This window comes from Streptomyces sp. HUAS TT11 (genome assembly GCF_051553595.1).
Classification (GTDB): Bacteria; Actinomycetota; Actinomycetes; order Streptomycetales; family Streptomycetaceae; genus Streptomyces.
Genome location: NZ_CP196184.1, coordinates 3,862,556 through 3,889,080, shown reverse-complemented (window position 1 = coordinate 3,889,080; position 26,525 = coordinate 3,862,556). Strand labels below are relative to the sequence as shown.

At 72.7% G+C, this 26,525-nt stretch carries 20 protein-coding genes and 1 riboswitch; of the genes, 11 read left to right on the top strand and 9 right to left on the bottom strand.

Annotated elements, in window-relative coordinates:
* Positions 1-169: 169 nt before the first annotated feature.
* From ACSHXN_RS17290 to ACSHXN_RS17280, 3 genes are all read left to right on the top strand, one after another.
* On the top strand, positions 170-964 hold the full coding sequence (locus ACSHXN_RS17290; RefSeq protein WP_355137320.1) for a class II aldolase/adducin family protein: 795 nt from the start codon (positions 170-172) through the stop codon (positions 962-964).
* Positions 965-1,281: 317 nt separating this feature from the next.
* On the top strand, positions 1,282-2,571 hold the full coding sequence (locus tag ACSHXN_RS17285; protein ID WP_355137322.1) for a hypothetical protein: 1,290 nt from the start codon (positions 1,282-1,284) through the stop codon (positions 2,569-2,571).
* A gap of 161 nt (positions 2,572-2,732) precedes the next feature.
* On the top strand, positions 2,733-3,263 hold the full coding sequence (locus tag ACSHXN_RS17280; RefSeq protein ID WP_355137324.1) for a DoxX family protein: 531 nt from the start codon (positions 2,733-2,735) through the stop codon (positions 3,261-3,263).
* A 22-nt stretch (positions 3,264-3,285) separates the two neighbouring features.
* Here ACSHXN_RS17280 and ACSHXN_RS17275 read toward each other — a convergent pair whose 3' ends face one another.
* Both ACSHXN_RS17275 and ACSHXN_RS17270 read right to left on the bottom strand, forming a co-directional pair.
* Positions 3,286-3,528, bottom strand: a complete 243-nt coding sequence (locus ACSHXN_RS17275) for a hypothetical protein (RefSeq protein ID WP_355137326.1) — start codon at positions 3,526-3,528, stop codon at positions 3,286-3,288.
* Positions 3,515-4,891 (bottom strand): PspC domain-containing protein, encoded by a 1,377-nt coding sequence (locus tag ACSHXN_RS17270; protein WP_355137328.1) that lies wholly within the window; start codon positions 4,889-4,891, stop codon positions 3,515-3,517. The genes ACSHXN_RS17275 and ACSHXN_RS17270 overlap by 14 nt, the downstream gene beginning before the upstream one ends.
* Before the next feature lie 155 nt (positions 4,892-5,046).
* Here ACSHXN_RS17270 and ACSHXN_RS17265 point away from each other — a divergent pair, with 155 nt between their 5' ends.
* Positions 5,047-6,375, top strand: coding sequence for a PspC domain-containing protein (locus tag ACSHXN_RS17265; RefSeq protein WP_438306474.1), 1,329 nt, complete (start codon positions 5,047-5,049; stop codon positions 6,373-6,375).
* A complete protein-coding gene (locus ACSHXN_RS17260) occupies positions 6,372-7,100 on the top strand; it encodes a response regulator transcription factor (RefSeq protein ID WP_356111270.1) in 729 nt (242 codons plus the stop codon). Before ACSHXN_RS17265 ends, ACSHXN_RS17260 begins: the two co-directional genes overlap by 4 nt.
* Positions 7,101-7,154: 54 nt before the next feature.
* Here the strand turns inward: ACSHXN_RS17260 and ACSHXN_RS17255 are convergent, their stop codons facing one another.
* Positions 7,155-8,219 carry a C40 family peptidase gene (locus ACSHXN_RS17255; RefSeq protein ID WP_383357334.1) on the bottom strand — a complete coding sequence of 355 codons (1,065 nt, stop codon included), beginning with the start codon at positions 8,217-8,219 and terminating at the stop codon, positions 7,155-7,157.
* A gap of 428 nt (positions 8,220-8,647) precedes the next feature.
* Here ACSHXN_RS17255 and ACSHXN_RS17250 point away from each other — a divergent pair, with 428 nt between their 5' ends.
* Complete coding sequence (locus tag ACSHXN_RS17250) at positions 8,648-9,001, top strand: hypothetical protein (protein WP_355137336.1); 354 nt, start codon at positions 8,648-8,650, stop codon at positions 8,999-9,001.
* Here the strand turns inward: ACSHXN_RS17250 and ACSHXN_RS17245 are convergent.
* Together ACSHXN_RS17245 and ACSHXN_RS17240 are read right to left on the bottom strand one after the other, a co-directional pair.
* A complete protein-coding gene (locus ACSHXN_RS17245; RefSeq protein ID WP_438303314.1) occupies positions 8,979-9,950 on the bottom strand; it encodes a tellurite resistance/C4-dicarboxylate transporter family protein in 972 nt (323 codons plus the stop codon). The genes ACSHXN_RS17250 and ACSHXN_RS17245 overlap by 23 nt on opposite strands.
* A gap of 108 nt (positions 9,951-10,058) precedes the next feature.
* Complete coding sequence (locus ACSHXN_RS17240) at positions 10,059-11,210, bottom strand: C40 family peptidase (protein WP_355802522.1); 1,152 nt, start codon at positions 11,208-11,210, stop codon at positions 10,059-10,061.
* 8 nt (positions 11,211-11,218) lie between these two features.
* Positions 11,219-11,390, bottom strand: a riboswitch (cyclic di-AMP (ydaO/yuaA leader).
* Between the two features lie 409 nt (positions 11,391-11,799).
* Between ACSHXN_RS17240 and pcrA the strand changes: the two genes are divergently transcribed.
* Positions 11,800-14,310, top strand: a complete 2,511-nt coding sequence (gene pcrA / locus ACSHXN_RS17235; protein ID WP_355137342.1) for a DNA helicase PcrA — start codon at positions 11,800-11,802, stop codon at positions 14,308-14,310.
* Positions 14,311-14,360: 50 nt separating this feature from the next.
* Here pcrA and ACSHXN_RS17230 read toward each other — a convergent pair whose 3' ends face one another.
* Entirely contained in the window at positions 14,361-15,926 is a 1,566-nt protein-coding gene (locus ACSHXN_RS17230) for a M23 family metallopeptidase (RefSeq protein WP_355137344.1), read from the bottom strand.
* 303 nt (positions 15,927-16,229) lie between these two features.
* Positions 16,230-17,096, bottom strand: a complete 867-nt coding sequence (locus tag ACSHXN_RS17225) for an esterase/lipase family protein (protein WP_438303313.1) — start codon at positions 17,094-17,096, stop codon at positions 16,230-16,232.
* Between the two features lie 686 nt (positions 17,097-17,782).
* Here ACSHXN_RS17225 and ACSHXN_RS17220 point away from each other — a divergent pair.
* On the top strand, positions 17,783-18,199 hold the full coding sequence (locus tag ACSHXN_RS17220; protein ID WP_356111279.1) for a cobalamin B12-binding domain-containing protein: 417 nt from the start codon (positions 17,783-17,785) through the stop codon (positions 18,197-18,199).
* A 71-nt stretch (positions 18,200-18,270) separates the two neighbouring features.
* Here the strand turns inward: ACSHXN_RS17220 and ACSHXN_RS17215 are convergent, their stop codons facing one another.
* Both ACSHXN_RS17215 and ACSHXN_RS17210 read right to left on the bottom strand, forming a co-directional pair.
* Positions 18,271-19,890: a DUF5691 domain-containing protein gene (locus ACSHXN_RS17215; protein WP_355137350.1), complete on the bottom strand. Its 1,620-nt coding sequence runs from the start codon at positions 19,888-19,890 to the stop codon at positions 18,271-18,273.
* A 34-nt stretch (positions 19,891-19,924) separates the two neighbouring features.
* The gene (locus ACSHXN_RS17210) at positions 19,925-21,277 is read right to left on the bottom strand and encodes an SWIM zinc finger family protein (RefSeq protein ID WP_438303312.1); all 1,353 of its coding nucleotides are present in this window, start codon (positions 21,275-21,277) and stop codon (positions 19,925-19,927) included.
* 134 nt (positions 21,278-21,411) lie between these two features.
* On the opposite strand from ACSHXN_RS17210, the gene ACSHXN_RS17205 reads away from it, so the two are divergent.
* The 3 genes from ACSHXN_RS17205 (at position 21,412) to ACSHXN_RS17195 (ending at position 26,447) form a co-directional block, all read left to right on the top strand.
* Positions 21,412-22,638 (top strand): ATP-binding protein, encoded by a 1,227-nt coding sequence (locus ACSHXN_RS17205; RefSeq protein ID WP_355802560.1) that lies wholly within the window; start codon positions 21,412-21,414, stop codon positions 22,636-22,638.
* Positions 22,639-22,770: 132 nt separating this feature from the next.
* Positions 22,771-25,251: a DUF5682 family protein gene (locus ACSHXN_RS17200; protein ID WP_438303311.1), complete on the top strand. Its 2,481-nt coding sequence runs from the start codon at positions 22,771-22,773 to the stop codon at positions 25,249-25,251.
* Positions 25,248-26,447 (top strand): VWA domain-containing protein, encoded by a 1,200-nt coding sequence (locus tag ACSHXN_RS17195; protein ID WP_355137356.1) that lies wholly within the window; start codon positions 25,248-25,250, stop codon positions 26,445-26,447. The genes ACSHXN_RS17200 and ACSHXN_RS17195 overlap by 4 nt, the downstream gene beginning before the upstream one ends.
* Positions 26,448-26,525 lie beyond the last annotated feature (78 nt).

The window sequence follows — 26,525 nt, the reverse complement described above, 5'->3', positions numbered from 1 at the left end:
CAGGTTCCGTCCGGTATGACAAACAATTCGTCGCCCACCCGGCGCGCGGCGCGGGCCGTGCCCCCACCGCGCGTAACGGTTGCGCACTCTCTTCACCGAACGACTCTGTTCTCCTGCGACGACCGACGGTAACTTCCGCTGCGTAAAGGAACCCAGTGCTGGAGGACACATGCACGGGCCCACCCCCCCGCTGCCCCTGCCCACCGACCGGTTGCAGTTCGCCATGCCGCCGATGCACGAGTCGTCGGACGACGAGCGGCAGCACCGCAAGGAGCGGCTGGCCGGAGCGCTGCGGCTCTTCGGGCGGCTCGGCTTCGAGGACGGCGTCTCCGGGCACATCACCGCACGGGATCCCGAGTTCACCGACTGCTTCTGGGTGAACCCGTTCGGGATGCCCTTCCGGCACGTCACCGTGAGCGATCTGGTGCTCGCCAACCAGGACGGGCAGGTGATCGAGGGCCGGTACCACGTGAACCAGGCGGCGTTCACGGTGCACGCCCAGGTCCACGCCGCCCGTCCGGACGTCGTCGCGGTCGCGCACTGCCACTCCGTGCACGGACGGGCCCTCGCCGCGCTCGGTGATCTGCTGGACCCCATCACCCAGGAGTCCTGCGCCTTCTACGAGGACCACGCCGTGTACGACGCCTACACGGGCGTCGCCGTGGACGCCGAGGAGGGCCGCCGGATCGCGACCGCCCTGGACACCCGCAAGGCGCTCGTCCTGCGCAACCACGGGCTGCTGACCGTCGGGGACTCGGTGGACGCGGCCGCCTGGTGGTTCCTGTCGATGGAGCGCTCGTGCCAGGTGCAGCTGACCGCGAGGGCGGCCGGGCGGCCCGTGCTGATCGAGCACCGGCAGGCGGTCGCGACCCGGGAGCAGCTCGGCGGGGATCTGGTGGCCTGGATCAACTACCAGCCGCTGTGGCAGGACATCAGCCGGAGCGAACCCGATCTGCTCAGCTGACGGCCGCGCCGGCCGGACACCGCCCGGCCCGTGCGGGGTCCGGCGCCGCGCCGGCGCTCGCGTCCCGGCGCGATCCGCACCGTGCGGACGCCGACGACCGGCCCCCGTCGTGCCGGAGGACCGGGGTCCTGCGGAATACTCGCACCCGGGTCGACGGCGTTTTCGGCCCCGGTCAACCCGGAGATTCGTTCTTTCACCCGGGCTGACCGGACCTGGCGGACGCGGGGCGTGTTCCGTACGGCACAATTCGCTGTCGTCGCACGTCAGTTGTCACGGGTGCGACGTGGTGATCCGGAGCGGGGAAGGCGGCAGTGGGCGTGGCGGTGCAGGAGGCGAGGCAGGGCGCGGGACGCGGCAGCGGCCCGGGCGCCCACGAGGGTGGCTGCACCTGCGGGGACTGCCCGCACGGCGTGCGCGAGGGGCACCGGCGCGCGGTCGCCGAGTTCCTGGCGAAGCGCGAGGAGTTCGCGTCCGGGCGGGGACTGCCCTCGGCCGTCGCGCACTCCGCGTCCGCGTCCCGCCAGTGGGTGTCCGACGAACTGACCCAGTCCGCGGACCTTGTCGCCGAACGCAGCCGGGCCGACGGCGAGGCCTGGCTGGGCCGGCTGTGGCGGCGCACGGTGATCTGGGTGTGGGCCGTCGCGGGCGTCCTGCTGCTGGCCCAGGCACTGACGGCGATCGGTGCGGGGTGGACCGCCGCGCGGACGGCCGGACTGATCGCGGCCGTGCTGGTGGGTGCCGCGCTGACCGCCGCCGGCTATCTGCACCAGGCGCGCGGCGGTGCGCTCGCCCCTGTCGTCGGAGAGGACAACCGGCTGTCGACCTCCCGTGCGGTGGCGGCGAGTTGGGTGCTGTTCGTGGTGTATGCGGTGCTGATGCTGGCCGGCGAGCTGGCGATGGCCTCCGCGCACGACAGGCGTGACGCGCTGATCGCCGGTCTCGACCTCGCGCGCGGAGCGGGCGCGGTGACCGTCGTCGCGGTCGTGTGCGGCATCGCGGTCGTGGTGCGGCGGGTGGTCGGGCTGCGGGTCCTCGGCCGGCGCCTGCAGAAGGTGCATGCCGACCGGCCGAGGGCGGCCGACCTGCTGACGGACGATTCGGGACGCGGCAACTTCGCGGACACCCAGTACGTCGTGATCAGCGCGGTCGCCCTGGTCTTCGCGGCGGTACGGCTCGCCCGCCGCCCCGACCAGCTCCCCGACCTGCCCTGGGGCCTCGCCCTGCTGGTCCTGGTCTCCGCGGCCACCTACTTCGCGGGGAAGTTCGCGGAGGGCGGCCGTCCGGTGGTGCTCTCCGTGGTCCGGGCGCGGGAGGCGGGCGACCTGGACGCCCCGATCCGCACCGGGGACGACATCGAGATCCGCGGTGCCGGTTTCGTACCGCCCGGCGCCCAGTCGGCGGATCGCCTGTCCCGGATGGTGGTCCGCATAGGGGCGGTCCACGTCCACGTCCCCCTGGTCCCGGTCGTCGGCGGCTTCAGCAATCCGACGGACTCGCTCCTCACGGTCCCCGTACCCGCGGACGTCGAGCCCGGGAGGGTGGAGGTACAGGTGGTGACGGCCGCGGGAGTGGAGACCAACCGGGTGGCCGTCGACGTGACGGAATGACCCCGGCCGCCGCGGGGAGACCCGCGCTCCGGGCATCCGGCCATCGACGCGTACCCGTCAACGGGGCGAAAAAGACGCGTAGCGGTTGAGCGCGAGCCGACTTTCGTACGTATGGTCTGTTGAGGGGTCAACGGCATGGCGGGCGAGAGGCGGCGCACAGGATGGCTCACGGTATTCGTACGGACTCCCACACCTCCTATCTCAACGACAGCCGTGACTGGCGGGACACCGCCACGCGGTACGCACTGCTCCCTTTGCGCATCTTTCTCGGCATCACCTTCATCTACGCGGGTGTCGACAAGCTCACCGACAGCGCCTTCATGCACGCCTCCGGCTCCGGTTCGATCGGCGACCTGATGCGCAGCGTGCGGGACTCGTCGGCGATCCCGGCCCTGGTCGACATGGCGCTGAAGAACCCCGTGGGCTTCGGCTACGCCATCGCCTTCGGCGAACTCGCCGTCGGCATCGGCACGCTCATCGGTCTGCTGAGCCGGCTCGCCGCGTTCGGCGGCGCACTCATCTCGCTGAGCCTCTGGCTGACCGTCAGCTGGGCGTCCACCCCCTACTACTACGGCAACGACCTGGCCTATCTGATGGCCTGGCTCCCGCTGGTCCTCGCCGGCGCCCCGGTGCTCTCCCTGGACGCCGCCGTCCGCGCCCGGCGCCGGCAGCGCTCGGGCGAGTACCGCTAGGCGGGCAACGAGCGCTCCCGGTCTACGGCGCCGTGGCGCCGCCCTGCCCGGTGAGCGGTTTTGTGCGGCCCGAGCGTCCCCTGCGGATCGCCCGGGCCGCGAGGCCCGTCACGGCCGCGAGGCAGAGGCCGCCGCAGACCATCGGAATGATCGCGAACCACGGCGCTGCCCAGGCGCCGTTCGCGTCGCCCAGGTAGACGACACCCGCGGCGGTCAGGACGGCGCCGGCGATCAGCCGGCCGGGCTGGAACTCATGACGCAGCACGGGTCACCTCCACCTGTCCCACGCCGACCTCGAGTCCGAGGTCCAGCGTGCCCTTGCTCCTCGTGCCCGGTGCGGGGGAGAGCGTCAGCTGTTCATGGCGGTCGGGCTGCACATCCACGTCCTTCTGGGAGTCACCGGGCAACTGGACGTCCCCGAGACCCGCGTCGATCCTCAGCTTGACCGTGACGTCCTTCGGGACCACCACCTCGAGGCGCCCCGCTCCCACCTCGGCATGGGTCGTCACGGTCCGGCCCGGTGCGAGGTCCAGACGGCTGAGGTCCAACGTGCCGACACCGGTGCCCAGATCGTAGGTCTCCCGGACGGCCGCCGCCGAGGCCGGTGCCCAGGTCGTGCGGGTCCAGTGCGTGGTGATGTCCTTCGGCAGGGCCACGGAGGCGGCGAGCAGCCCCGCCGTGAGGACGGCGAGGAAGAGGGAACCGGCCCCCGTACGGCCCAGGAACGAGCTGAGCGCGATGCCCGCACCCAGGGTGAGAAGCGCACTGGCCAGACCCGTCTGCAGACTGGTGCCGAGCGTCCGGTCGTCCCAGGTCAGTCCGGTGCCGAGGGCGCCCGCGAGCAGGGCGAACAGGAACGTCCAGCCGCCGATCCAGCGCGGCCCCCGTGATCTGGGCGGGGCCGCGGCCCGGGCCTGCTGCGCGTACGACGGGCGGTCGGCGCCGACGGCCGCGGCCGCGTGGGCCGGGGTGTCGCTGGGTCCCCACAGATAGCCGGTGCCGCCCACGTGGGTGCCGTCCTTGACGATGGGATCGCGCCACCAGGACGGACGGGCGTCCGGGACGGGGGGCGCCGTCGCCTCCGGCGGCGCGTCGGCCACCGCCTGCGCGGCGAGCGGGTCGGGATCGGGGGCGCCGCGCTGCCGCGACCAGAACCCCGCGCCGGCCAGGAGCAGCGACAGGATGGCGGCGAACGTCAGTACCCCGCCGTTCCTGAGCATCGACAGGAAAACCCCGCAGCCCACCAGGGCGAAGAGGATCGCGGCCAGGCCCTGTCCGTCGACGCGGCCGGTCAGCAGCTTGCGGATCTCGTTCTCCTCCTCGTCGTCGTAGGGCACGAGAAGCCATACGAAGCCGTAGAAGATCAGACCCAGACCGCCCGTCGCGGAGAGCACCGCGAGCACGATCCGGAAGATCACCGGGTCCATGTCGCACTGCCGGCCGAGGCCTGCGCAGACCCCTCCGAGCATCTTGTGCCGCCGGTCACGCCGGAAGCGCCCGAGGTCCCGGGCGGGGTCCGAGCCCTCGTGCGCACGCGGCTCCTCGTCCGCGGCGGGGCCGTGCCCGTCGGTGGGGCCGTGCTTCGTGCCCGGGCTCCGTCCCGCCGCCGCGTGGTGCTGATCCGTCATACGTCCATGGTCTCCGGCGCGGCGGCCCGGCGGCAGTCCGTACGACCCTGGCCGAACCCTGAAATCTGCCCCGACCGCCGTCGGGGGAGGCGACCCCCGGGTTCGGCGGGCGCCGGGGAAGGTGAAGATCAGGGGTGTCTAGGGGGCCGACCCTGATGTACCGATGGGCCGGTCGTGTGACCATCGATGGCATGCCGGACGCCGCAGCAGTGCTCCCCGACGACCCGCGGCCGCCGCGCAAGCTCTACCGCAGCAGCGACGGACGCTGGCTCGGTGGCGTGGCGCGGGGGCTCGCCGGGCACCTGGGGCTGCCCGTGATCTGGGTGCGTCTGGTATTCATCGGCCTGATGACGGCGGACGGCCTCGGCGCGCTGCTGTACGCCGCGTTCTGGTTCTTCGTCCCGCTCGGTGTCGGCGGCGTCGACGACCGGCGCTCCCCGTCCCTGGTCGGCACCGAGACCTCACCCGACGGCCGCCGCCGACTGGTCGCCCGCAAGCCGGACCGGGGCCAGATCGTCGCCCTGCTGCTCATGGTCGTCGTGGCGCTGACCTTCGTCGGCAGCGTGAACCTCGGCGGCGGGGCAAAGGCCTACCTCATCCCGGCCGTCCTCGTCGCCGCGGGTGTCGCCCTGGTCTGGCGCCAGGCGGACAACGCGCGGCGGGCCCGCTGGATGGAGGTCGGCAGCCGGCGGCGCACGCTCACGCTGCTGCGCGCCGCGGCCGGGGTCCTGCTGGTGACCGCGGGCGTCTCCGGCATCTTCGTGCTCCAGGGCTCGGCGGCCCATCTCGGTTCGGTCCTGCAGGCGGCGCTCGCGGTCCTCGTCGGCGTCACGCTGCTCGCGGGCCCCTATCTCGTCCGGATCACCCAGGACCTGTCCGAGGAGCGCCTGATGCGCATCCGCGCCCAGGAGCGCGCGGAGGTCGCCGCCCATGTCCACGACTCGGTCCTGCACACGCTGACCCTGATCCAGCGCAGCGCGGAGAACGCCGGCGAGGTACGCCGTCTCGCCCGCGCCCAGGAGCGCGACCTGCGCGCCTGGCTCTACAAACCGGAGGGCACCGGCAAGGACGAGGACGAGGAGCCCGACACCCTCGCGGAGGCGGTCCGGCGCAACGCGGCGGAGGTGGAGGACAAGCACGGGGTGCCCATCGAGGTCGTCGTCGTCGGCGACTGCCCCCTCGACGAGCGGCTCGGAGCGCAGATGCAGGCCGCGCGCGAAGCGATGGTGAACGCCGCCAAGTACGGTGGCGAGGGCGGCGCCGTCCAGGTCTACGCCGAGGTCGAGGAAAGGACCGTCTTCGTGTCCGTGCGCGACCGCGGTCCCGGTTTCGACCTCGACACGATTCCCACCGACCGCATGGGTGTCAGAGAATCGATCATCGGCCGCATGGAGCGCAACGGCGGTACGGCACGACTGCGCTCCGTGCCGGGTGGCGGTACCGAGGTCGAGCTGGAGATGGAGAGGGCGGAGAGGACGTCATGAGCGACGCGAACGAGCCGGCCGGCCCGGTGGAGCCGGAGCGTGCGAGCGGGAACGGCGCCGAGGATCGGCGCGTGCGGGTCGTGCTCGTCGACGACCACCGGATGTTCCGCACGGGCGTCCAGGCCGAGATCGGGCAGACCGAGCGGACCGGGGTCGAGGTCGTCGGCGAGGCCGCGGACGTCGACCAGGCGGTGAGCGTCATCACCGCCACCCGTCCCGAGGTGGTGCTCCTCGACGTCCATCTGCCCGGCGGCGGTGGCGTCGAGGTGCTGCGCCGGTGCGCGCCGCTGATGGCCGACGCGGAGCGGCCGGTCCGCTTCCTCGCGCTGTCCGTCTCGGACGCGGCGGAAGACGTGATCGGCGTCATCCGGGGCGGCGCCCGCGGCTACGTCACCAAGACGATCACCGGAACCGATCTGGTCGACTCCGTCTTCCGTGTGCAGGAAGGCGACGCGGTGTTCTCGCCGCGCCTGGCCGGCTTCGTCCTCGACGCCTTCGCGTCGACGGACGCCCCGCCCGTCGACGAGGACCTCGACCGCCTCACCCAGCGCGAGCGCGAGGTGCTGCGTCTCATCGCCCGCGGCTACGCGTACAAGGAGATCGCCAAGCAGCTGTTCATCTCGGTGAAGACGGTCGAGTCCCATGTCTCGGCGGTCCTGCGCAAGCTCCAGCTGTCCAACCGGCACGAGCTGACGCGCTGGGCGACGGCACGCCGGCTGGTCTGACGGACCCTCACCGGACGTTCGCGTTCACGGGCGCTTCGGTGATCCGGGGGCCGCTCACACCACCCGGGTGGCCCCCGCGAACGGCATCTGGTCGATCGGCGCCAGCCGTACCGGCGCCGAGGGGTTGGGCGCGTGGATCATCTGACCGTTGCCCACGTAGATCCCCACATGGCTGACGCCGGAGTAGAAGAACACCAGGTCGCCGGGGAGCAGTTCGGAGCGCGAGATCCGGTGTCCCGCACCGATCTGGGCGTAGGTGGTCCGCGGCAGCGAGACGCCCGCCGAGCGGTAGGCGGCCTGCACCAGGCCGGAGCAGTCGAAGGCGTTGGGGCCGGTGGCACCCCAGACATACGGGCTGCCCAGCTTGCCGTACGCGTACGACAGCGCGGCCGCCGCCCGTGTGTTGGGCGCCTGGGCGGCCGCGGCGGCGGCCGACATCGGTGCCGGACCCCGTAGTGCGGAGCGCGACGCCCGCCCGGTGTCACCGTCCGCGGTGAGGTGTGCCCGCTGGCCGTCCGTCAGGCGGGACAGCAGCCGGCGCGCCTCGCCCAGCCTGTCGGTGATCGTCTGCTTCTGTCGGCGCAGCTCCGTCTGCCGTGACTTCAGGGAGGCCAGCTCCACCCGGGCCGCGCCACGCAGCCGCTCGATCTCCCGCAGCTGCCCCCGCACACGGCTCACGGCCGCCGCCTGCCGGTTGTCGGCCCGCTCGGCGAACGCGGCGTCGTCGAGGTACCGGCCCGGGTCCGAGGAGAGCAGGAGCTGCACCGAGGGGTCGATGCCGCCGCCGCGGTACTGCGCCGCCGCGGCCGAACCGAGGGCCTCGCGCGCCGTGTTGAGCCGGTCCGTGCGGCGGGCCGCCTCGTCGCGCAGGGAGTTGAGCCGTGTCCGGGCCTCGGCCGCCTCCTCCTTCGCCCCGTCGTACTTCTCGGTCGCGACCTCGGCCTGCTGGTACAGCTTGTCGACCTTGGCCTTGACCTGGGCGGGGGAGAGCTGCGGTTCGGCGTGCCCCGTTCCTTCGAGAGCGGTCGCGGTGGCCGCTCCCGCGAGGGCGATCGTGGCGGCGGTGCGGACCGTGTTGCCGCCGATCGAACGCTGTCTGGGCTTGCGGTGCGCTGCCACCTGGCCGTCCCGTCCTTTCGTACGACCGCCGGTCGTCCCGGGCGGTGTCGCGCGTCCGGCGGCGGCCCGCACAGGGGGAGCGCGCCGCCGCCGGACCTTCTCGGCGGTGGTGTCCGACGGCCGCCCCTGGCCCGGGCGGTGGTGGGGAGCCGGCCACCTGGTGCAGGACGCTAAACCTCACCGTGACCGCTCCGTGATGCAATGTGCGGAACTGTCGCGACCGGACTGCCGGTGACCGTATGTGGCCGTGATCCCGTTCCGGGAGCGCCGACTTCACGCTGTGCGATGACCGATGCGGTGGTTTCGGGGCGCGGGCGGCGGCGGAGTGCTATGGGGCATCCATGCGGTGACCGGGCCGGCACGGCCACCGTTCTCGACGCAGGGGCGGTGACCGGGAGGCCGGGCACCCCTGGCTAGGCTCCGGACCCATGGACGTACTCATCCATCTCTTCGTCGGCCTGCACATCATCGGTATCGCCGCGCTCCTCGGCGGCTTCCTCACCCAGATGAAGGCGATGGGCCGGGGCACGGCCCGTTTTGTGCCCGGGATGCTGCACGGCGCGCTGACCATGCTGGTCACCGGTGTCGTGCTGGTCGGTCTCAACGAGGCGGACCACCACTCCGTCGACACGATCAAGATCGGTGTGAAGCTGGCCCTGCTGATCGTGATCCTCGGCCTGGTCTATGTGAAGCGGGACGAGGAGAGGGTCGAGAAGCCGCTCTTCGGCCTCGTCGGCGCGCTGACCGTCGCGAACATCTTCATCGCGGTGCTCTGGACCTGACGCCTTCCGACGCCGACAGGACGGCGCCGGCGAGGACCACGCACCAGGCGGCCACCGCGATCCACAGCAGCACCCGGCCGAGGTCGCGCAGCCACGGCACCCCGAGGGCGGTGGCGACGGACAGGGACGCCACCGCCGTCATACCTATCGGGAAGACGGTCGCCCAGCGCCGTACGTCGTAGCCGAGCCGTGGACGGAGTACCTCGGCCACCGCCAGCAGGCAGTAGCACACAAGGGCGAGGACGAGCAGCGCGATGGTCACGCCCCGCAGGGCGGCACGGTCGTCGTTGTTCCAGAGGTACATCCGGTGGGAGGCGAGGACGAGCCGCGCCCCGGCCACCGCGGCGATGGCGAGTCCGCCGCCCAGGATCCAGTGGTCCCCCGCCCCCCTCGTCACCTGGCGCGGGTCGAAGCACCGCAGTCCGACCACGTAGAACACCAGCCCGAGCCAGAAGAACACGAGCGCCGTGTGTGCGAGCCACGGCACACCCTCGGCCAGCGCCAGGACCGCACCGAGCAGCGCGATCCCCTCCGTCGCCACGCAGCCGAGGAAGACGGTCCCGGCCATACGGCGCATCCAGCGGCGTGCGACCACGAGGACCAGGACCGCCCACAGCAGGACGGACAGGGCGAGCAGGGCCTGCGCGAGCGACCGCCCGCCCAGCAGGGCCGTCGCCGTGCCCAGCGCGGCGGTCGCCGCGACCGGGGTGAGGACGACCGGGGGGAGTGCCGCGTCCGCCCCGCGCCCGCGCCACCTCGGCGCCCGTACGGCGACGTCGGCGACCAGTCCCAGCCAGGCGGCGGCCGCGAGGGCGACGGCGATGCGGGAGAGGACCTGGTGGCCGGCCAGGTGAAGCCCGACCGACAGGATGCCCGTCGCCATCACGGCGGCCCCGGTGGCGGGTGGACGCTGCGACCACCAGGTGCGGAGCGCGGAGGTGCCTGACATGCGCCCGATGCTAGGGATGCGCACCCGGGTTGCGTACGGGGCACGCGCGCGGGGATGCCGAAAACAACCCCACGCGCGCGTACCGCACGACGAGCGGGAGGCCCGGCCTCAGGCGGGGCGCACCACGCTGTGGATGATGGAGGAGCCGCCGTAGTAGATCGACTCCTCGCGGACATAGGCGCCCGGCTTCGGCGCGTGGATCATCATGCCGTCGCCGATGTAGATGCCTACGTGGCTGATGTCGTCGTAGAAGAAGATCAGGTCACCCGGCTGGGCGTCGGCGAGCGGCACCGTCGTGCCGGCGTCGACCTGGTCGTACGTGGTGCGCGGGAGCGACACCCCGGCGGCCTTCCAGGCGGCCTGGGTCAGTCCCGAGCAGTCGTACGAATCCGGGCCGGTCGCGCCCCACACGTACGGCTTGCCCACCTGGGCCCGGGCGTACGCGAGGGCCTTCTCCGCCTGCGTCCCGTTCGAGGAGTCCGTGGTGGAGGTGCCGGACGAGCCGCTCGTGGTGGTGGAGGACGACTCCTGCGCGGCCTGCTTCTGCCGGGCCGCCTCCTGCTGCCGGGCCAGTTCCTCCGCCTGGCGCTGCGCCTCCTCCTGCTTCTTCTTCTCGATCGCGGCGAGGCGCGCCTTCTCCTCCGCGGTGAGTCTGGAGAGCATCTCCCGCGCGGTGCCGAGCTTCTTCTGGATCTCCGTCTTGCTCGACTTCAGCGTTTCCTGCGACTCGGTGAGCGTCCGAAGGCTTTCGGTGGCCTCCTGCCGCTTCTTCATCGTCGCGGACCGGTCGGTGAAGTAGTCGTCGACCGTCTCCTTCTGGCGACCGGTGAGCCGGTCCATCAGCTGGGTCTGGTCGAAGTAGTCCTGAGGGGTGTCGGCCAGCAGGAAGGTGGCCGTGTCGGGGGCCGCCGCCCCGGTGCGGTACTGCGCGGCGGCGTACGACCCCAGCTGTTCACGTGCCTCGTTGAGCTTCTGGGTGCGCTGGGCCACGTCGTCGAGGAGCGTGTCGACGCGCTTGCGCTGCTTGGTCGACTGCTCCTTGGCCGCGTTGTACTTGTCGGTGGCCGACTCCGCCTGGCGGTAGAGGTCGTCGACCTTCTTCTCGACCTCCTCGACGCTCGGCTTGCGGTCGGGGGAGGGGGCGGCGTTGGCCGTCTGGGACAGCAGGGCCACGGAGGTGAGGGCGGCCGTCGCGAGAACGGGGGTCCGTATGCCTGCGATGCGCGTGCCCGAGGGACGCGCCTTGCGGTGCGGCGCCATGGGAGGCGACTCCTTCCGTACTCCGCCTACCGAGTTAGCTGTCGGGTTCGGGCGGGTGGTTCCGGAAGGCATGCCCTACGGCCCGGGCCCCGTAGGGCCGTTGGCCGATTCACCCCAAGGTCGGGTGGGTCCCCGGCTCCGGGTGCCGCGGGGGCGTACCGGACTCGGCGGAGGCCGCACGGCCCGGCGATCTTCGCCGGTGGGGGTCGTGCGACCCGCCCGGAACGCTAGCCAACTCGTGTGGCCCGTGTGAAGGTTGATGTGCGATATGCCCGATACATTTTCGTGACCTTGACCATGTGCCGGGCCGCCCTGGGGGAATGTGGCGGTATCTGCGACGGGTTGGGCGTTTTCCCGTGAAGTCGGGCGGAGTGACGGACTCCGCCTGGTTCCGTCGGGAGGCGGTCCCGGACCGCAGGGCGGTGCGCCGCCGTGCGGTCGGTTTCCGTCAGCGATCGAACGGTCCCGGAAGGTGGCGGCGCGACTGCGGTCGACACCGGAGGATCGCGGGCGGTCCGGCCCACTCCCGACGACGGAGTTCTCGGGGCGGCGGCCGACTGTCGGTGGGGCGGCCTAGACTCGGAGAGCGATGAGCAGCCTCTTTGACGACAGCTTCCTGGCGGACCTCAAGGCCACACCGGCCCCTGAGGAGGAGCCCCCGCCGCCCGAGGACGACCACGCTCCGGAGCCGGTTCCGGACGATCTGTTCGGCGGGCGCTTCGACGTGCCCGCGGACCGTGACTCCTACTACCGCGACGGCGCTCCCCGCCCCGTCATCGACCCCCAGGCGCTGCTCCAGGGCCTGAACGAGAACCAGCGCGCGGCCGTCGTGCACGCCGGCTCCCCCCTGCTCATCGTGGCCGGCGCCGGCTCCGGCAAGACCCGCGTGCTCACCCACCGCATCGCCCATCTGCTGGCCGAGCGGGGCGTGCATCCGGGCCAGATCCTCGCGATCACCTTCACCAACAAGGCCGCGGGCGAGATGAAGGAGCGCGTCGAGCAGCTCGTCGGCCCGCGCGCGAACGCGATGTGGGTGATGACCTTCCACAGCGCGTGCGTCCGCATCCTGCGACGGGAGAGCAAGAAGCTGGGCTTCACGTCCTCCTTCTCGATCTACGACGCCGCCGACAGCAAGCGGCTGATGGCGCTCGTCTGCCGCGATCTGGACCTCGACCCCAAGCGGTTCCCGCCGAAGTCCTTCAGCGCCAAGATCTCCAATCTGAAGAACGAGCTGATCGACGAGGAGGACTTCGCCGCGCAGGCCGCCGACGGCTTCGAGAAGACCCTCGCCCAGGCCTACACGCTGTACCAGTCCCGCCTCCGCGAGGCGAACGCGCTCGACTTCGACGACCTGATCATGACGACGGTCAACCTGCTGCGCGCCTTCCCCGATGTCGCCGAGCACTACCGCCGCCGCTTCCGCCACGTCCTCGTCGACGAGTACCAGGACACCAACCACGCCCAGTACGCCCTCGTACGGGAACTCGTCGGCACCGCCGAGCATCCCGTGGACGTGCCGCCCGCCGAGCACGACCTGCCCCCGGCCGAGCTGTGCGTCGTCGGTGACGCCGACCAGTCGATCTACGCCTTCCGTGGCGCCACCATCCGCAACATCCTCCAGTTCGAGGAGGACTACCCGGACGCCACCACGATCCTGCTGGAGCAGAACTATCGTTCCACGCAGACGATCCTGAGTGCGGCCAACGCGGTCATCGAGCGCAACGAGTCGCGCCGTCCCAAGAATCTGTGGACCAATGCGGGCGCGGGCGCACGGATCATCGGCTACGTCGCCGACACCGAGCACGACGAGGCCCAGTTCGTCGCCGAGGAGATAGACCGACTGACGGACTCGGGCGAGGCGAAGGCCGGCGACGTCGCCGTCTTCTACCGCACGAACGCCCAGTCCCGTGTCTTCGAAGAGATCTTCATCCGCGTCGGCCTGCCCTACAAGGTGGTCGGCGGCGTCCGCTTCTACGAGCGCAAGGAGGTCCGGGACGTCCTCGCGTATCTGCGGGTGCTGGCGAACCCGGAGGACTCCGTGCCGCTGCGGCGGATCCTGAACGTCCCGAAGCGGGGCATCGGCGAGCGCGCGGAGGCGATGATCGACGCCCTCGCGCAGCGGGAGAAGGTCAGCTTCCCGCAGGCGCTGCGTCGCGTGGACGAGGCATACGGCATGGCGGCCCGCTCGACGAACGCGGTCAAGCGGTTCAACGCGCTGATGGAGGACCTGCGGACCATCGTGGAGTCCGGCGCCGGACCGGCCACGGTCCTGGAGGCCGTGCTGGAGCGCACCGGCTACCTGGCCGAGTTGCAGGCCTCGACCGACCCCCAGGACGAGACCCGTATCGAGAACCTCCAGGAACTCGCCGCCGTGGCCCTGGAGTTCGAGCAGGAGCGCGGCGAGGAGGCATCGGCGCCGGGGGCGGCCGCCGCGGGCGGCACGCTCGCCGACTTCCTCGAACAGGTCGCCCTGGTCGCCGACTCCGACCAGATCCCGGACGAGGAGGACGGCGACGGCGTCATCACGCTGATGACCCTCCACACCGCGAAGGGCCTCGAGTTCCCGGTGGTGTTCCTGACCGGTATGGAGGACGGCGTCTTCCCGCACATGCGCGCGCTCGGCCAGACCAAGGAGCTGGAGGAGGAGCGGCGCCTGGCGTACGTCGGCATCACACGGGCGCGGGAGCGGCTGTACCTCACGCGGTCGGCCCTGCGCAGCGCCTGGGGCCAGCCCTCGTACAACCCGCCCTCACGGTTCCTGGAGGAGATCCCGGACCAGCATGTGGAGTGGAAGCGCACCGGCACCTCCTCGGCCCCGGTGTCCTCCGGTCCGCTCTCGGGTGTCGCGGCCTCGCTGTCGTCCTCCCGGTCGCGCTCCTCGGCGGTCGGTGCGTCCGGATTCGCCACCCGCCGGGGCGGTGCGGCGGAGAAACCGGTGATCTCCCTGGCGGTGGGCGACCGTGTCACGCACGACCAGTTCGGCCTGGGGACGGTCGTCGGCGTCAAGGGCACAGGTGGGAACGCGGAGGCGACGATCGACTTCGGTGACACCAAGCCGAAGCGGCTGCTGCTGCGGTACGCGCCGGTGGAGAAGCTGTAGCCCGTACGGCTGGGCCCGCGCCCAACGGCGGGGCCCAGCCGGGGAGTTGATCAGGTCGGGTCGAGCCCGTGACTGCGCAGCCAGGGCAGCGGATCTATCGCCGCGCCGCCGCCCGGCCGCACTTCGAAGTGCAGGTGCGGGCCGGTGGAGTTGCCCGAGTTGCCGGAATACGCGATCGGCTGACCGGCCTTGACCGTCGTTCCGGAGGAGACCCGGTAGGTGGAGAGGTGGCAGTACCACGTCTCCGTACCGTCCTTCGCGGTCAGGATCAGCATGTTGCCGTAGGCGCTGTTCCACTGCGTGCGGACGGTGCCGTCCGTCGCGGCCATCACCGTCGTGCCGTAGGAGACCGGGAAGTCGATCCCGGTGTGCACGGACATCCAGTTGATGCCGGCCTGTCCGAAGTAGGCGCTCAGGCCCTTCTGCAGAACCGGCAGGACGAACTTCGGCCGCATCCGCTCCTTGAGCGCCGCCTCCGCCGCGGCCTTCCGCTGCTCGGCCGCCTGCTCCGCCTTGAGATCGATGCGCTCCTGCGTGCGGCTCGCCCGGTCCGCGAAGTCGTTCGCGCCCGCGGAGAGGCTTTCGAGCTGGGAGTCCAGCTTGTTGTTCGCGGCGGACGGCTTCACGGGGGTGGCGGCCGAGGCGCTGGTCGTCCTGCCGTCCTCCCCGTTCACGCCGACGGACGCGGCGGCGATACCGGCTACCCCCATGACGCACACCGACGGCACCGCGACGGTGAGCAGTGCCGATCGCTTCGCCGGGGCGCGGCGCCGGGCACGGTTCGAGGAGCGGGCCGCGACACGGGAGGCGGGGGCGATGTCCTCCTCGTCCTCGAGCAGCGGCGGGGCGTCGCCGGACGCCTCGTCGTCTCCCGACTCGCCTTCTTCGTAGGCGATGTGGTCGTACGGCGGCTGGTCGAAGGCTTCCGCCGCGTCGAAGCCGGCGGTGGCCTGCTGGTCGAAGGGCACCGTCCCGTCGAAGGACTCGGCCTGGTCGAAGGGGTGCGGGATCGCCTGCTCGAAGGTCGCCGTGGCCGGGTCCGCCGCGTCGGCGTACTGGTCGTGGACCCCGTGCTCGACGGCTTCGGCCGAGTTCCACTGGGTGGCGTCATAGGCGCCCGTGTCGAAGGTCTGCGTACCCCATTCCCACTGCTGGGCCGGGTCCGCCGACTGCCCGGCCTCGGCCCAGGCCTGCGCGTCCCACTGGCCCGTGGCGTCGGGGGAGGTGCCTTGTGCGGGGATGCCGGCGAGCTGCTGATAACCGGTCGCCCAGGCGGTCGTGTCATGGGCGCCGGTGTCGAAGGCGGCCTGGTGCTGGGCGGCGTAGGCGTCGTAGTTCGGCGACGGGTGGGCGTGGTCGCCGTATGTCGCATGGCCGGCCGTGGACCACTGCGTGGCGTCGTACGTGCCGGTCGAGCCGTGGCCCGGGAGGTCCCCGAAGAGGGGGTCGGCCGCGAAGTTCGCCGTCGTGGTGCCGCCGGTGCCGAAGGTGTCCGTGTACGTGGTGAACTCGCCGTACTGGCCACCGTGTCCTCCGTACGACGCGTAGTGCGCCGCGACGGCATCGGGGGCCGGGGCCGGGGAAGTAGCGGTCCCCGACGGGTGACGGTCGTTCACCAACTTCTCTTTCGCCTCGACAACAGGGGCTGGCAGAGCAGTGCGGTGACTGTACCCGGCGGTATGCGGGCGCGACAATCTTCCGCTGGTTTCCCTCCGGCAGGAAACGGGCATTCAGCCGTGATTCGGCGGCCCGCGGCGAGGCTTTGGTTTTGCGTTCGATGAATGTTCGAGGTCGAGAGGGTGGCTGCACGTCGTCGGACGGGCGATCCGGGGCCGTGGCGAGGGTCGCGTCGGGCTGTCCTCCGCAAGCGGTGGCCAAAGGTTGTGCCGTCCGTGGTCGCGCGCCGGGGGAGCGGAGGGTCAGGCCACCGTCAGACCACCGGTGTGGGCGGCGGCCGCTCCGGGCTCGACGAGGTCGAGTGCCTGCCGTATCCCGGCGGCGACGGTGGGGTGCACCGGCAGGGCGAGATGGCCGATGCCGCTGACCCGTATGTTCTGCGCCAGCAGATCGGGGTGGTCGACGCAGGCCGTCTCCAGCGGATCCATCAGGGGATCCAGATCGCTCCAGAAGCTCACGAAGTGCGTACGGCAGCCGGGTGCGGGCTCACGCAGTTCCTGGATGAGCTCCGAGCCGGGGCGCATCTGCCGCACGATCGGGTGCGCGTTCGCGAGCGGCGCGACACGGGTTCCCGAGTGGGGGGTGCCCAGCGTGACAAGGGTGCGGACACGCAGGTCGCCGCCGAGGCGTTGCACGTAGTACCGCGCGATCAGCCCACCCAGGCTGTGCCCGACGACGTCCACCCGCTCCTGCCCCGTACGCTCGCACAGTTCTTCGACATAACGGCCGAGGAGCTCGGCGGCGGTACGGATGTCGCAGGTCAGCGGCGAGTAGTTGAGGGATTCGATGTGCTGCCGTCCGTGCTGGGTGAGGTTGCGGCGCAGCAGGACGAAGACCGAGCGGTTGTCGATGAACCCGTGGAGCAGGATGACCGGGGGTTTGGCCTCGGTCGGCAGCATGGCGGCGTCCGGCGGGATCGGGAGGGGCGCCGAACGACGCTCCTGAATGATGCCCGACGGGTACAGGAGCACATGCCCGGCGAGGATCGCGAGCTCCAGCGCGGTCGCCTTCAGGAGGCCTATGGAGAGTCCGGCCAGTCGGCTCGGGAACAGACGCTGGCACAGCGGAAGCAGCGGCTGCAGGGGCTGCACTGCCCTGGTGACCATCATGGCCGACCTCCCGTCGGCACACGCAAGGACGCCTCTGTCCCCCGTGAGCCCTCGTGGAAAGCCGTCAGGCGATGGCCTGCGGGGCAAGGACCGCGGGTTCGGCCGTGCCGCGGACGCGGCGTGTGCGACCCTGACGCGGCGGACGTCCTTCTCGTCGCTGTGACGCGACGCCCGTCCTCGTGTCGCGGTTCCCGTCCTCCTCGTACGGGTGTGGGGTCCCCGCATGCGTGCCCTGTGCAATTTCGCCGGGAAACCTCACCACCACTGCGCCCCGCCGGCGATGCGGTGGTGCGGCCGCCCTCAGCGGCTCTCCGTGCGCACGATCACCTCGGTCCACGGCACCCGGGCCGCCGATGTCACGGCCCCTGTGCCGCCGAGAGGGGAGACCCTGCGCGGCGAATGTGTCCCACTGTGTGATTTCCCCCTCGGTCTGCACCGCGAAACTGCCGGTTGCGGGATGCTGGCGATAACGTTCGTTCACTTCCCGGGTCGATACGGAGCGGGACACCTGTGGCGTGAGGTGCGCGAGGGCCTCGTCCGCCGGGGTCGCGCGGGCGGAGCGGATTGTGTTCACCGCCGACGGGAAAATACGCCGAACGTGCGGTCCGCATGTCCGCCGGTGCGGTGACGTGGCGGCGGTGCGGTACATCGGTACAGGGTGGAGTAGTCGCTTCATGGAGGCAGTGATGGGTGTGGCAGCCGGTCCGATCCGCGTGGTGGTGGCCAAGCCGGGGCTCGACGGCCACGATCGTGGGGCCAAGGTGATCGCGCGGGCGCTGCGCGACGCGGGTATGGAGGTCATCTACACCGGCCTCCACCAGACGCCCGAGCAGATCGTGGACACGGCGATCCAGGAGGACGCCGACGCCATCGGCCTGTCGATCCTGTCCGGCGCGCACAACACGCTGTTCGCCGCGGTGATCGACCTGCTCAAGGAGCGCGAAGCGGAGGACATCCTGGTCTTCGGCGGCGGGATCATCCCCGAGGGGGACATCCCCCCGCTGAAGGAGAAGGGCGTCGCGGAGATCTTCACACCCGGTGCGACCACGTCGTCGATCGTGGACTGGGTGCGGGCGAACGTGCGCCAGCCGGCCGGGGCGTAACACCCGCGACGAGGGTGCCGTTCACCGGTGGGTGGGCGGCGCCCTTCACCGCAGCGCGGCGCTGCCCCGCCTCAGGGCTCACCCAGCTCCTGCCGCATCGTGGCGCGCAGGCGCAGCGTCGTGGTCAGCCGCTGGAACGCCTCTGCCCAGTAGCCGCCGGCCCCGGGCGACGTGTCCTCCGTCTCGTCGGGTATCGCCGTCAGCGCGTCGAGCCGGCTTGCCTCCGCGGGGTCGAGGCAGCGCTCCGCGAGGCCCATCACCCCGCTGAAGCTCCAGGGATAACTTCCCGCGTCCCGGGCGATGTCGAGCGCGTCCACGACCGCCCGCCCGAGGGGCGCGGCCCAGGGGATCGCGCACACCCCGAGAAGCTGGAATGCCTCGGACAGACCGTGTGTGGCGATGAACCCCGCGACCCAGTCCGCCCGGTCGGCTGCGTCCAGGATCGACAGCAGGTTCGCCCGCTCGGCCAGGGACACCGCACCCGGACCCCCGGCCTCCGGGGCCGAAGGACGGCCGAGCAGAGCCCGGGACCAGCCGGGGTCGCGCTGCCGTACCGCCGCACGGCACCACGCCGCGTGCAACTCGTCCCGCCAGTCGTCCGCCACCGGCAGCGCGACGATCTCCTCCGGCGCCCGCCGCCCCAGCCGGACCGGCCATGCACCGAGCGGTGCGGCCTCCACCAACTGGCCGAGCCACCACGACCGTTCGCCGCGGCCCGCCGGGGGATTCGGCACCACTCCGTCGCGCTCCATGCCCGGGTCGCACTGATGCGGCGCCTCGACCACGATCACGGGATCCGGCCGGGTGCGGTCGATCGCCACACAGGCCGCCGCCCGCGCCGCCATGCGGCCGGCCAGGGCCGAACCCGGAAGCGCCGACAGCAACTCCGCCGCCGTCGCCCTTACATTGCGGCTCCGGTCGGAGAGCGCCTGCTCCAGGAACGGCTCGTCCGCGGCTTCGAGCCCCGTGCGCAGTGAGTCGAGGAGCATCAGACGGTCCTCGGCCCGCTCGGCCGCCCAGGTTGAGGCCAGCAGTTCGCGGGCGGCGGACGGCTGTCGCGTGCGGAGCGCGGCGAGCAGTGCGACCCGTTCCGCGAACAGGCCCTCCTGCCACAGGGCCCGGATCCGGTCCCCGTCCTCGGACGGCGGCAGTTCGCAACCGCCGCCGGGCGTGGAGCGCAGCGCGAAACGCCAGTCCGGGTTCAGCCGGGCCAGCCACAGGGCGCGCGGTCCGGCGAAGGCCAGCGCCGCCGGCCGCAGGTCGGTACGCCCCCGGGCCGCGTCCAGGAGTGCGGGCAGCGCTTCCGGCGGTGGCGCGAAGCCCCGTGCGTTGGCCAGGGACAGCCACTGCGGGAGCAGTTCCATGAGGTCGGGGGCCGCCCCCCTGCGGCCACCGACCGCGCCGGGGCGCTCCGCCAGGAGCAGCGCCAGCCTGCGGACCGCCGCGGGTGGCAGCGGTGGGCGAGGGTCCGGTGCCGCGGGCACGGGCCGTGCCGCCGCCGGGGCGGGGCGCAGCCCGGCTCTGCGGCGCACCGTCGCCACGGCGGCCAGGTCCAGCAGCGCCGTCGGCGCCTCGCGGCCGGGCGGCAGCCATGGCGGGGTACGCCGGCCGGTGCCCAGCAGGGCCGCGGTCACGAGCTCCTCCCAGGGCACGTCGGGAGCTGTGTCCGGTGGGGCAGGAGCCGCAGTCATATCGGTCCTCCGGTCGGTGGGTGGTGGGGTGCCGTCAGCACAGCGGGACCGCCTCTCCCGCTGTCTCGGGCCAGGCGGTGAGCGGGGTGAAGCCGAGGTGACCGCACTCGCCGAAGACCGTCACCGGGCCGCCGCCCGAGAGGGCGACCAGGCGCCACAGGCCCGGACGGGCGGCCGCCGAGGGGGTGACCGGGAGCGCCGTGCCGCCGTCCGCGTCCGCCAGCTGCCAGGCGTCCCCGGCCGGCGTCGGTATCACCCGGTCCAGCGTCACCGGGTACGACTCCAGCCAGGGGTCCGCGCGCAGCGCCTCCCCGTACCGGGCCGCCGCCCGGACGGTGGTCAGGCCCGGCGGCCGCACCGGGACCGGCTCGGGCGGGGTGTACCGCTCGCCCAGGGCCACCCGCGGCTGCCCGTCGCCCGGATACCCGGAGACCTCCGCCTCGAAGGCCAGGCCCACCGGCAGCGACTGCTCCGGAGCGCGTCCGGCGGCCGCGTAGGAGAGGAGCAGTACGGTGCGCCCGGTCTCCGATCCGTACAGCCAGATCCTCCGTGTGGTGAGCCGGCCGTCCGAGGTGTCGTACTGCGCCAGGACCAGCCAGCGGTCCAGGACCGGCGGACCCTCCGGCGAGCCCGGCAGGCCGACCCGTGAACGGACCGTCGCCGCGAGGCCGGCCGGCAGCCGCTCACGGCGCAGCCAGCCCCGGTCCAGCAGATGCAGCAGCGCGCACTCCTCCAGCAGCCGGGCCGGCCAGCCCGCCCCCGACGCGGGGAGCGACCCCAACTCCCGCACCCGAGCCGCCAGTCCCGGGGCCTGTGCGTCCACCATCCGGGCGGCCGTCTCCTCCCACAGCCCGTATCCCGCCTGTTCGGCCGAGGCCAGACCGCCGCGCAGCAGGTCGGCCAGCCGCTGCTCCAGCTCCTCCGCCCCGGCCGTGATCCGCTCGGCCCGCCGCTCCGCCCGGCGTCGGGCCGCCTCCGGATCGCCGGTCGCCCCCCCGCCGCGACCGGCCGCCGTCCCCTTTATCCGTGCGTGCTGCCTGCGCCCCTCGATCCACTGCTCCGCCCAGTCCGGCGCCCGCCCCCGCGACACCGTGCCGTCCCCGCCGGCCCAGAGCAGCAGCAGCCCCAGGGCGTGCTTGCACGGGAACTTGCGGCTCGGGCAGGTGCACGAGTACGCCGGGCCGTTCGGCTCCGCGGTGTCGACGACCGTCCGGTACGGCGTACTGCCGCTGCCCTTGCACAGTCCCCATACCGTCCCCTCGTCGGAACTGCCTGCCTGCGACCACGGGCCGGCCGCACCGAGTTCGCTTCCCGCCCTGCGTGACGCGGCGTCAGGTGCCAGTGCCAGCACCTGGTCCGCGGTCCAGCGCACCCCCTGCTGAGTCATGTCGTCGACGGTAGGTCCCGGCACTGACAATCGCCGATCGTCAGGGTCTTCGCGCAGGTCACCGCGGATTGTCAGTGGTCTGGTGCACGGTTGGTGGCAGATCCGAACCGGCCGAGCTGGAGGGGGACATGGCCATGCGTGTGTCCGTCGATCCGATGTCCGTCGCACCAGGCCCGAGCGGGCCGGGGCCCGGGAGCGGGGGAGCGCCGGCAGTCCCGGACGGGCGGGTGCCCGCGCCCGTGCACACGCCCGAGGGGGAGAGGGCCCAAGGGCGGGCGGGGTCCGAGGTGCTGCGGCCGCACGCCGAGGACGCCTTCGCGGCCGAACTCGCCGCGCTGGCCGCGCAGGACGACCGGCCGCGCCCGGCCCGCTGGCGGCTGTCGCCGTGGGCCGTGGCCACCTATCTGCTGGGCGGCACACTGCCGGACGGCACCGTGATCACACCGAAGTACGTCGGCCCGCGCCGCATCGTCGAGGTGGCCGTCACCACACTCGCCACCGATCGCGCCCTGCTCCTGCTCGGCGTGCCCGGCACGGCCAAGACCTGGGTGTCCGAGCATCTCGCGGCTGCCGTGAGCGGCGACTCGACGCTGCTCGTGCAGGGCACGGCCGGGACCCCGGAGGAGGCGATCCGCTACGGCTGGAACTACGCGCAACTGCTCGCGCACGGCCCGAGCCCGGACGCGCTGGTGCCCGGCCCCGTCATGCGGGCCATGCGCGAGGGGACGGTCGCCCGGGTCGAGGAGCTGACCCGCATCCCGGCCGACGTGCAGGACACGCTCATCACCATCCTGTCCGAGAAGACCCTGCCGATACCGGAGTTGGGGCAGGAGGTGCTCGCCGTCCGCGGCTTCAACCTGATCGCGACGGCCAACGACCGCGACCGCGGGGTGAATGAGCTGTCGAGCGCGCTGCGCCGCCGTTTCAACACCGTGGTGCTGCCGCTGCCCGAGAGCGCCGAGGCGGAGGTCGACATCGTCTCCCGCCGGGTCGAGCAGATCGGACGCTCGCTGGACCTGCCGGCGCTGCCCGACGGCATCGACGAGATCCGGCGCGTCGTCACGGTCTTCCGGGAACTGCGGAGCGGCGTCACCGCGGACGGACGGACGAAGCTGAAGTCCCCCAGCGGCACGCTGTCCACCGCCGAGGCGATCTCCGTCGTCACGGGCGGGCTCGCGCTGGCCGCCCACTTCGGCGACGGAGTGCTGCGGGCGGGCGACATCGCCGCGGGCATCCTCGGAGCGGTCGTCCGCGACCCCGCGGCCGACCGCGTCATCTGGCAGGAGTACCTGGAGGCCGTGGTCCGTGAGCGTGACGGCTGGACGGACTTCTATCGCGCCTGCCGGGAGGTGTCCGCATGAAGGGCCCGGCCGGCGAGCTCCGGTGGGGCTCTTCGAGGGGGGCGGGCGGCACGGCGGCCGGGGACGGGAGTGCCGGCGCGGGGGTGAACGGACGCGGGGATCCGGGGTGGGGCCGGAGGCGAGGGGGACGGTGTGACGGGCGTTGACGGGCCGTCGGGTGCGGCGGCCGACGAGGGGCCGCTGCTGCTCGGGGTGCGGCATCACGGACCGGGCTCCGCGCGCGCCGTGCGGGCCGCGCTGGACTCGGCGCGGCCGCGCGCCGTGCTGATCGAGGGGCCGCCCGAGGCGGACCCGCTCGTCCCGCTCGCGGCCGACGAGGAGATGCGGCCGCCGGTGGCGCTGCTCGCCCATGCCGTGGACGAGCCAGGACGGTCCGCGTTCTGGCCGCTTGCCGAGTTCTCCCCGGAGTGGGTGGCGATCCGCTGGGCCCTGGAACACGGCGTTCCGGCCCGGTTCATCGACCTGCCCGCCGCGCACACGCTGGCATGGGAGGGGGATGGACCGGCGTCCCGGCAGGGCGAGACCGGTGAGGCGGAGCCGGAGCCGTCCGCGGACGGGCGCGGGGACGGAGCGGGGCCGACCGGGGCGGCCGAGCCCGGCCCGGACGGCGGACCGGAGGACGGCGGACCGGAGGACGGCGGACCGGAGGACGGCGAACCGGAGGACACGGTGCGCGTCGACCCGATCGCCGTGCTGGCGAGGACCGCCGGGTACGACGATCCGGAGCGGTGGTGGGAGGACGTCGTCGAGCACCGGGGCGCGGGGACGGCCGACGCCCTCGCCCCGTTCGCCGTGCTCGACGAGGCCATGGGAGCCCTGCGGGAGGCGTACGGCACCGGGGGGCACGAGCGGGACCTCGTGCGGGAGGCGTACATGCGGCTGCAGGTGCGCGCCGCCCGGCGCGAGTTCGGCCGGGACGTGGCCGTGGTGTGCGGGGCCTGGCACGTGCCCGCGCTGCGCCGGAGGACTCCCGTCGCCGCCGACCGGGCCCTGTTGAAGGGACTGCCCAGGGTGAAAGCGGACATGACCTGGGTGCCCTGGACCCATCGGAGGCTGTCCCGGGCCAGTGGCTACGGCGCGGGGATCGACTCGCCCGGCTGGTACGGGCATCTGTTCGCCGCCTCCGACCGGCCGGTGGAGCGGTGGTTGACGAGGGTGGCCGGGCTGCTCCGCGAGGAGGGCCGGATCGTGTCGTCCGCGCATGTCATCGAGGCGGTGCGGCTCGCGGGGACACTCGCCGCGCTGCGCGGACGGCCGCTGCCGGGGCTGTCCGAGACGACCGACGCGGTGCGGGCGGTGATGTGCGAGGGATCCGATGTGCCGCTCGCGCTGGTACACGACCGGCTGGTCGTCGGGGACGTGCTGGGGGAGGTGCCGGTCTCGGCACCCGCGGTGCCGTTGCAGCGGGACCTCACCCGGCTCCAGAAGCGGCTCAGGCTCAAACCCGAGCCGCAGGAGCGGGAGCTGGAGCTCGATCTGCGCAGGGAGACCGACGCGGGGCGCAGCCGGCTGCTTCACCGGCTGCGGCTCCTGGGCATCGGGTGGGGAGAGCCCGCGGTCTCGCGCGGCAGCACCGGGACGTTCCGGGAGACCTGGCGGCTGCGCTGGGATCCGGAGCTGGCCGTGCGGGTCGCCGAGGCCGGTGTGTGGGGGACGACCGTGCTCGGCGCCGCGACCGCGAAGGCCGAGGCGGAAGCGGTCGCCGCACAGGCTCTCGCCGAGGTCACGGCGCTCGCCGAGCGGTGCCTGCGGGCGGAGTTGTCCGACGCGCTGCCCGTGGTCATGCGGGTCCTCGCCGACCGCGCGGCACTCGACGCCGACGTCGGACATCTGGCCCAGGCCCTGCCCGCGCTGGTGCGTGCGCTGCGCTACGGGGACGTGCGCGGCACGGACACCCGGGCGCTGGCGGAGGTCGCGACGGGCCTGGCGGAGCGTGTGTTCGTCGGGCTGCCGCCCGCCTGCGCGGCGCTGGACGCGGAGGCGGCCGAGGAGATGCGGCGTCATCTCGACGCGGTGCACGGGGCGGTCGGGCTGCTCGAGGAAGGGGCCGGGGCGGCGCGGGGCGGCCTGCGGGTGCGGTGGTGTTCCGTCCTGCGGGTGCTCTCCGGGCGGGACACCGTGCCCGGGGTGATCCGCGGGCGTGCCGTGCGGCTGCTGCTGGACGACGGGGAGCTGGCGCAGGCGGAGTCGGCGCGGCTGATGGGGCTCGTGCTGTCGCCGGGGACGGCACCGGCGGACGCGGCCGCGTGGATCGAGGGGTTCGTCGGCGGCGGCTCCGGCGGCGGGATGCTGCTGGTGCACGACGAGAGGCTGCTCGGCCTGGTGGACGCATGGCTGACCGGGGTGCCGGCGGACGCGTTCACCGATGTACTGCCGCTGCTGAGGCGCACGTTCTCGGCCTACGAGCCGGGAGTGCGGCGCACGCTGGGTGAGCTGGTGCGGCGGGGTCCGGGGGCGCGGGGCGGCGCGGTGGCCGGTGGCTCGGGCCCCTCGGGGTTCGCCGTCGAGCGGGACGCCGGGCGGGCGGACGCCGTGGTCCCGGTGCTGCGTCTGCTGCTCGGAGCGGACGCGGCCGACGGCGGCGCCGACGACCTCGTGGGGGTGGGCCGATGAGCACGCACACGACCGTCCGGGAGGAGACCTCGACCGTGGGAAACGGGACGGCGGAAGCCGACGAACGGCTGCGGCGCTGGCGGCTGGTGCTCGGCGGCGACGCGGCGGACGGCACCGGGTACGGGCTCGCGGGGCGGGACGCGGCGATGGACGGCGCCCTGACCGCGCTGTACGGAAAAGGGGACAAGCCCCGGCAGGGACGCGACCGTTCGGCGGGACTCGGGGCCTCCGCGCCGTCCGTCGCGCGCTGGCTCGGAGACATCCGGAGCTACTTCCCCTCCACCGTCGTCCAGGTCATGCAGCGTGACGCCATCGACCGGCTCGGCCTGTCCGCGCTGCTCCTGGAGCCGGAGATGCTCGAGGCGGTCGAGCCGGACGTGCACCTGGTGGGCACGCTCCTGTCGCTGAACAAGGCGATGCCGGAGACCACCAGGGAGACCGCCCGGGCGGTGGTCCGCAAGGTCGTCGACGATCTGGAGGACCGGCTCGTCACTCGCACCCGGGCCACGCTCACGGGCGCACTCGACCGCAGCGCGCGTGTCACCCGGCCCCGGCACCACGACATCGACTGGAACCGCACGATCGCGGCCAACCTCAAGCACTACCTTCCGGAGTACCGAACGGTCGTGCCCGAGCGGCTGATCGGGTACGGGAGGGCGTCCCGTTCCGTGCAGAAGGAGGTCGTCCTCTGCGTCGACCAGTCGGGCTCGATGGCGGCCTCGGTGGTCTACGCGTCCGTCTTCGGGGCCGTCCTCGCGTCGATGCGGTCCATCGCCACCCGGCTGGTCGTCTTCGACACGGCCGTCGCCGATCTCACGGACCGGCTCGACGACCCGGTGGACGTCCTCTTCGGGACGCAGCTCGGCGGCGGCACGGACATCAACAGGGCGCTGGCGTACTGCCAGTCCCGGATCACGCGGCCCGCCGAGACGGTCGTGGTCCTCATCAGCGACCTGTACGAAGGGGGGATCCGGGACGAGATGCTGAAGCGGGTGGCGGCGATGAAGGCGTCGGGGGTGCAGTTCGTGGCGCTGCTCGCGCTGTCCGACGAGGGGACGCCCGCCTACGACCGCGAGCATGCGGCGGCGCTCGCGGCGCTGGGCGCACCGGCGTTCGCGTGCACGCCCGACCTGTTCCCGGAGGTGATGGCGGCGGCCATCGAGAAACGGCCTCTTCCGATACCCGAGTCGACATGACGATCCGGCGATATGCCGGACACAACGGGCAGTTCACAAAGCGGGCACCCGTGGGGAAGGTGAGAAAACGGATATGAC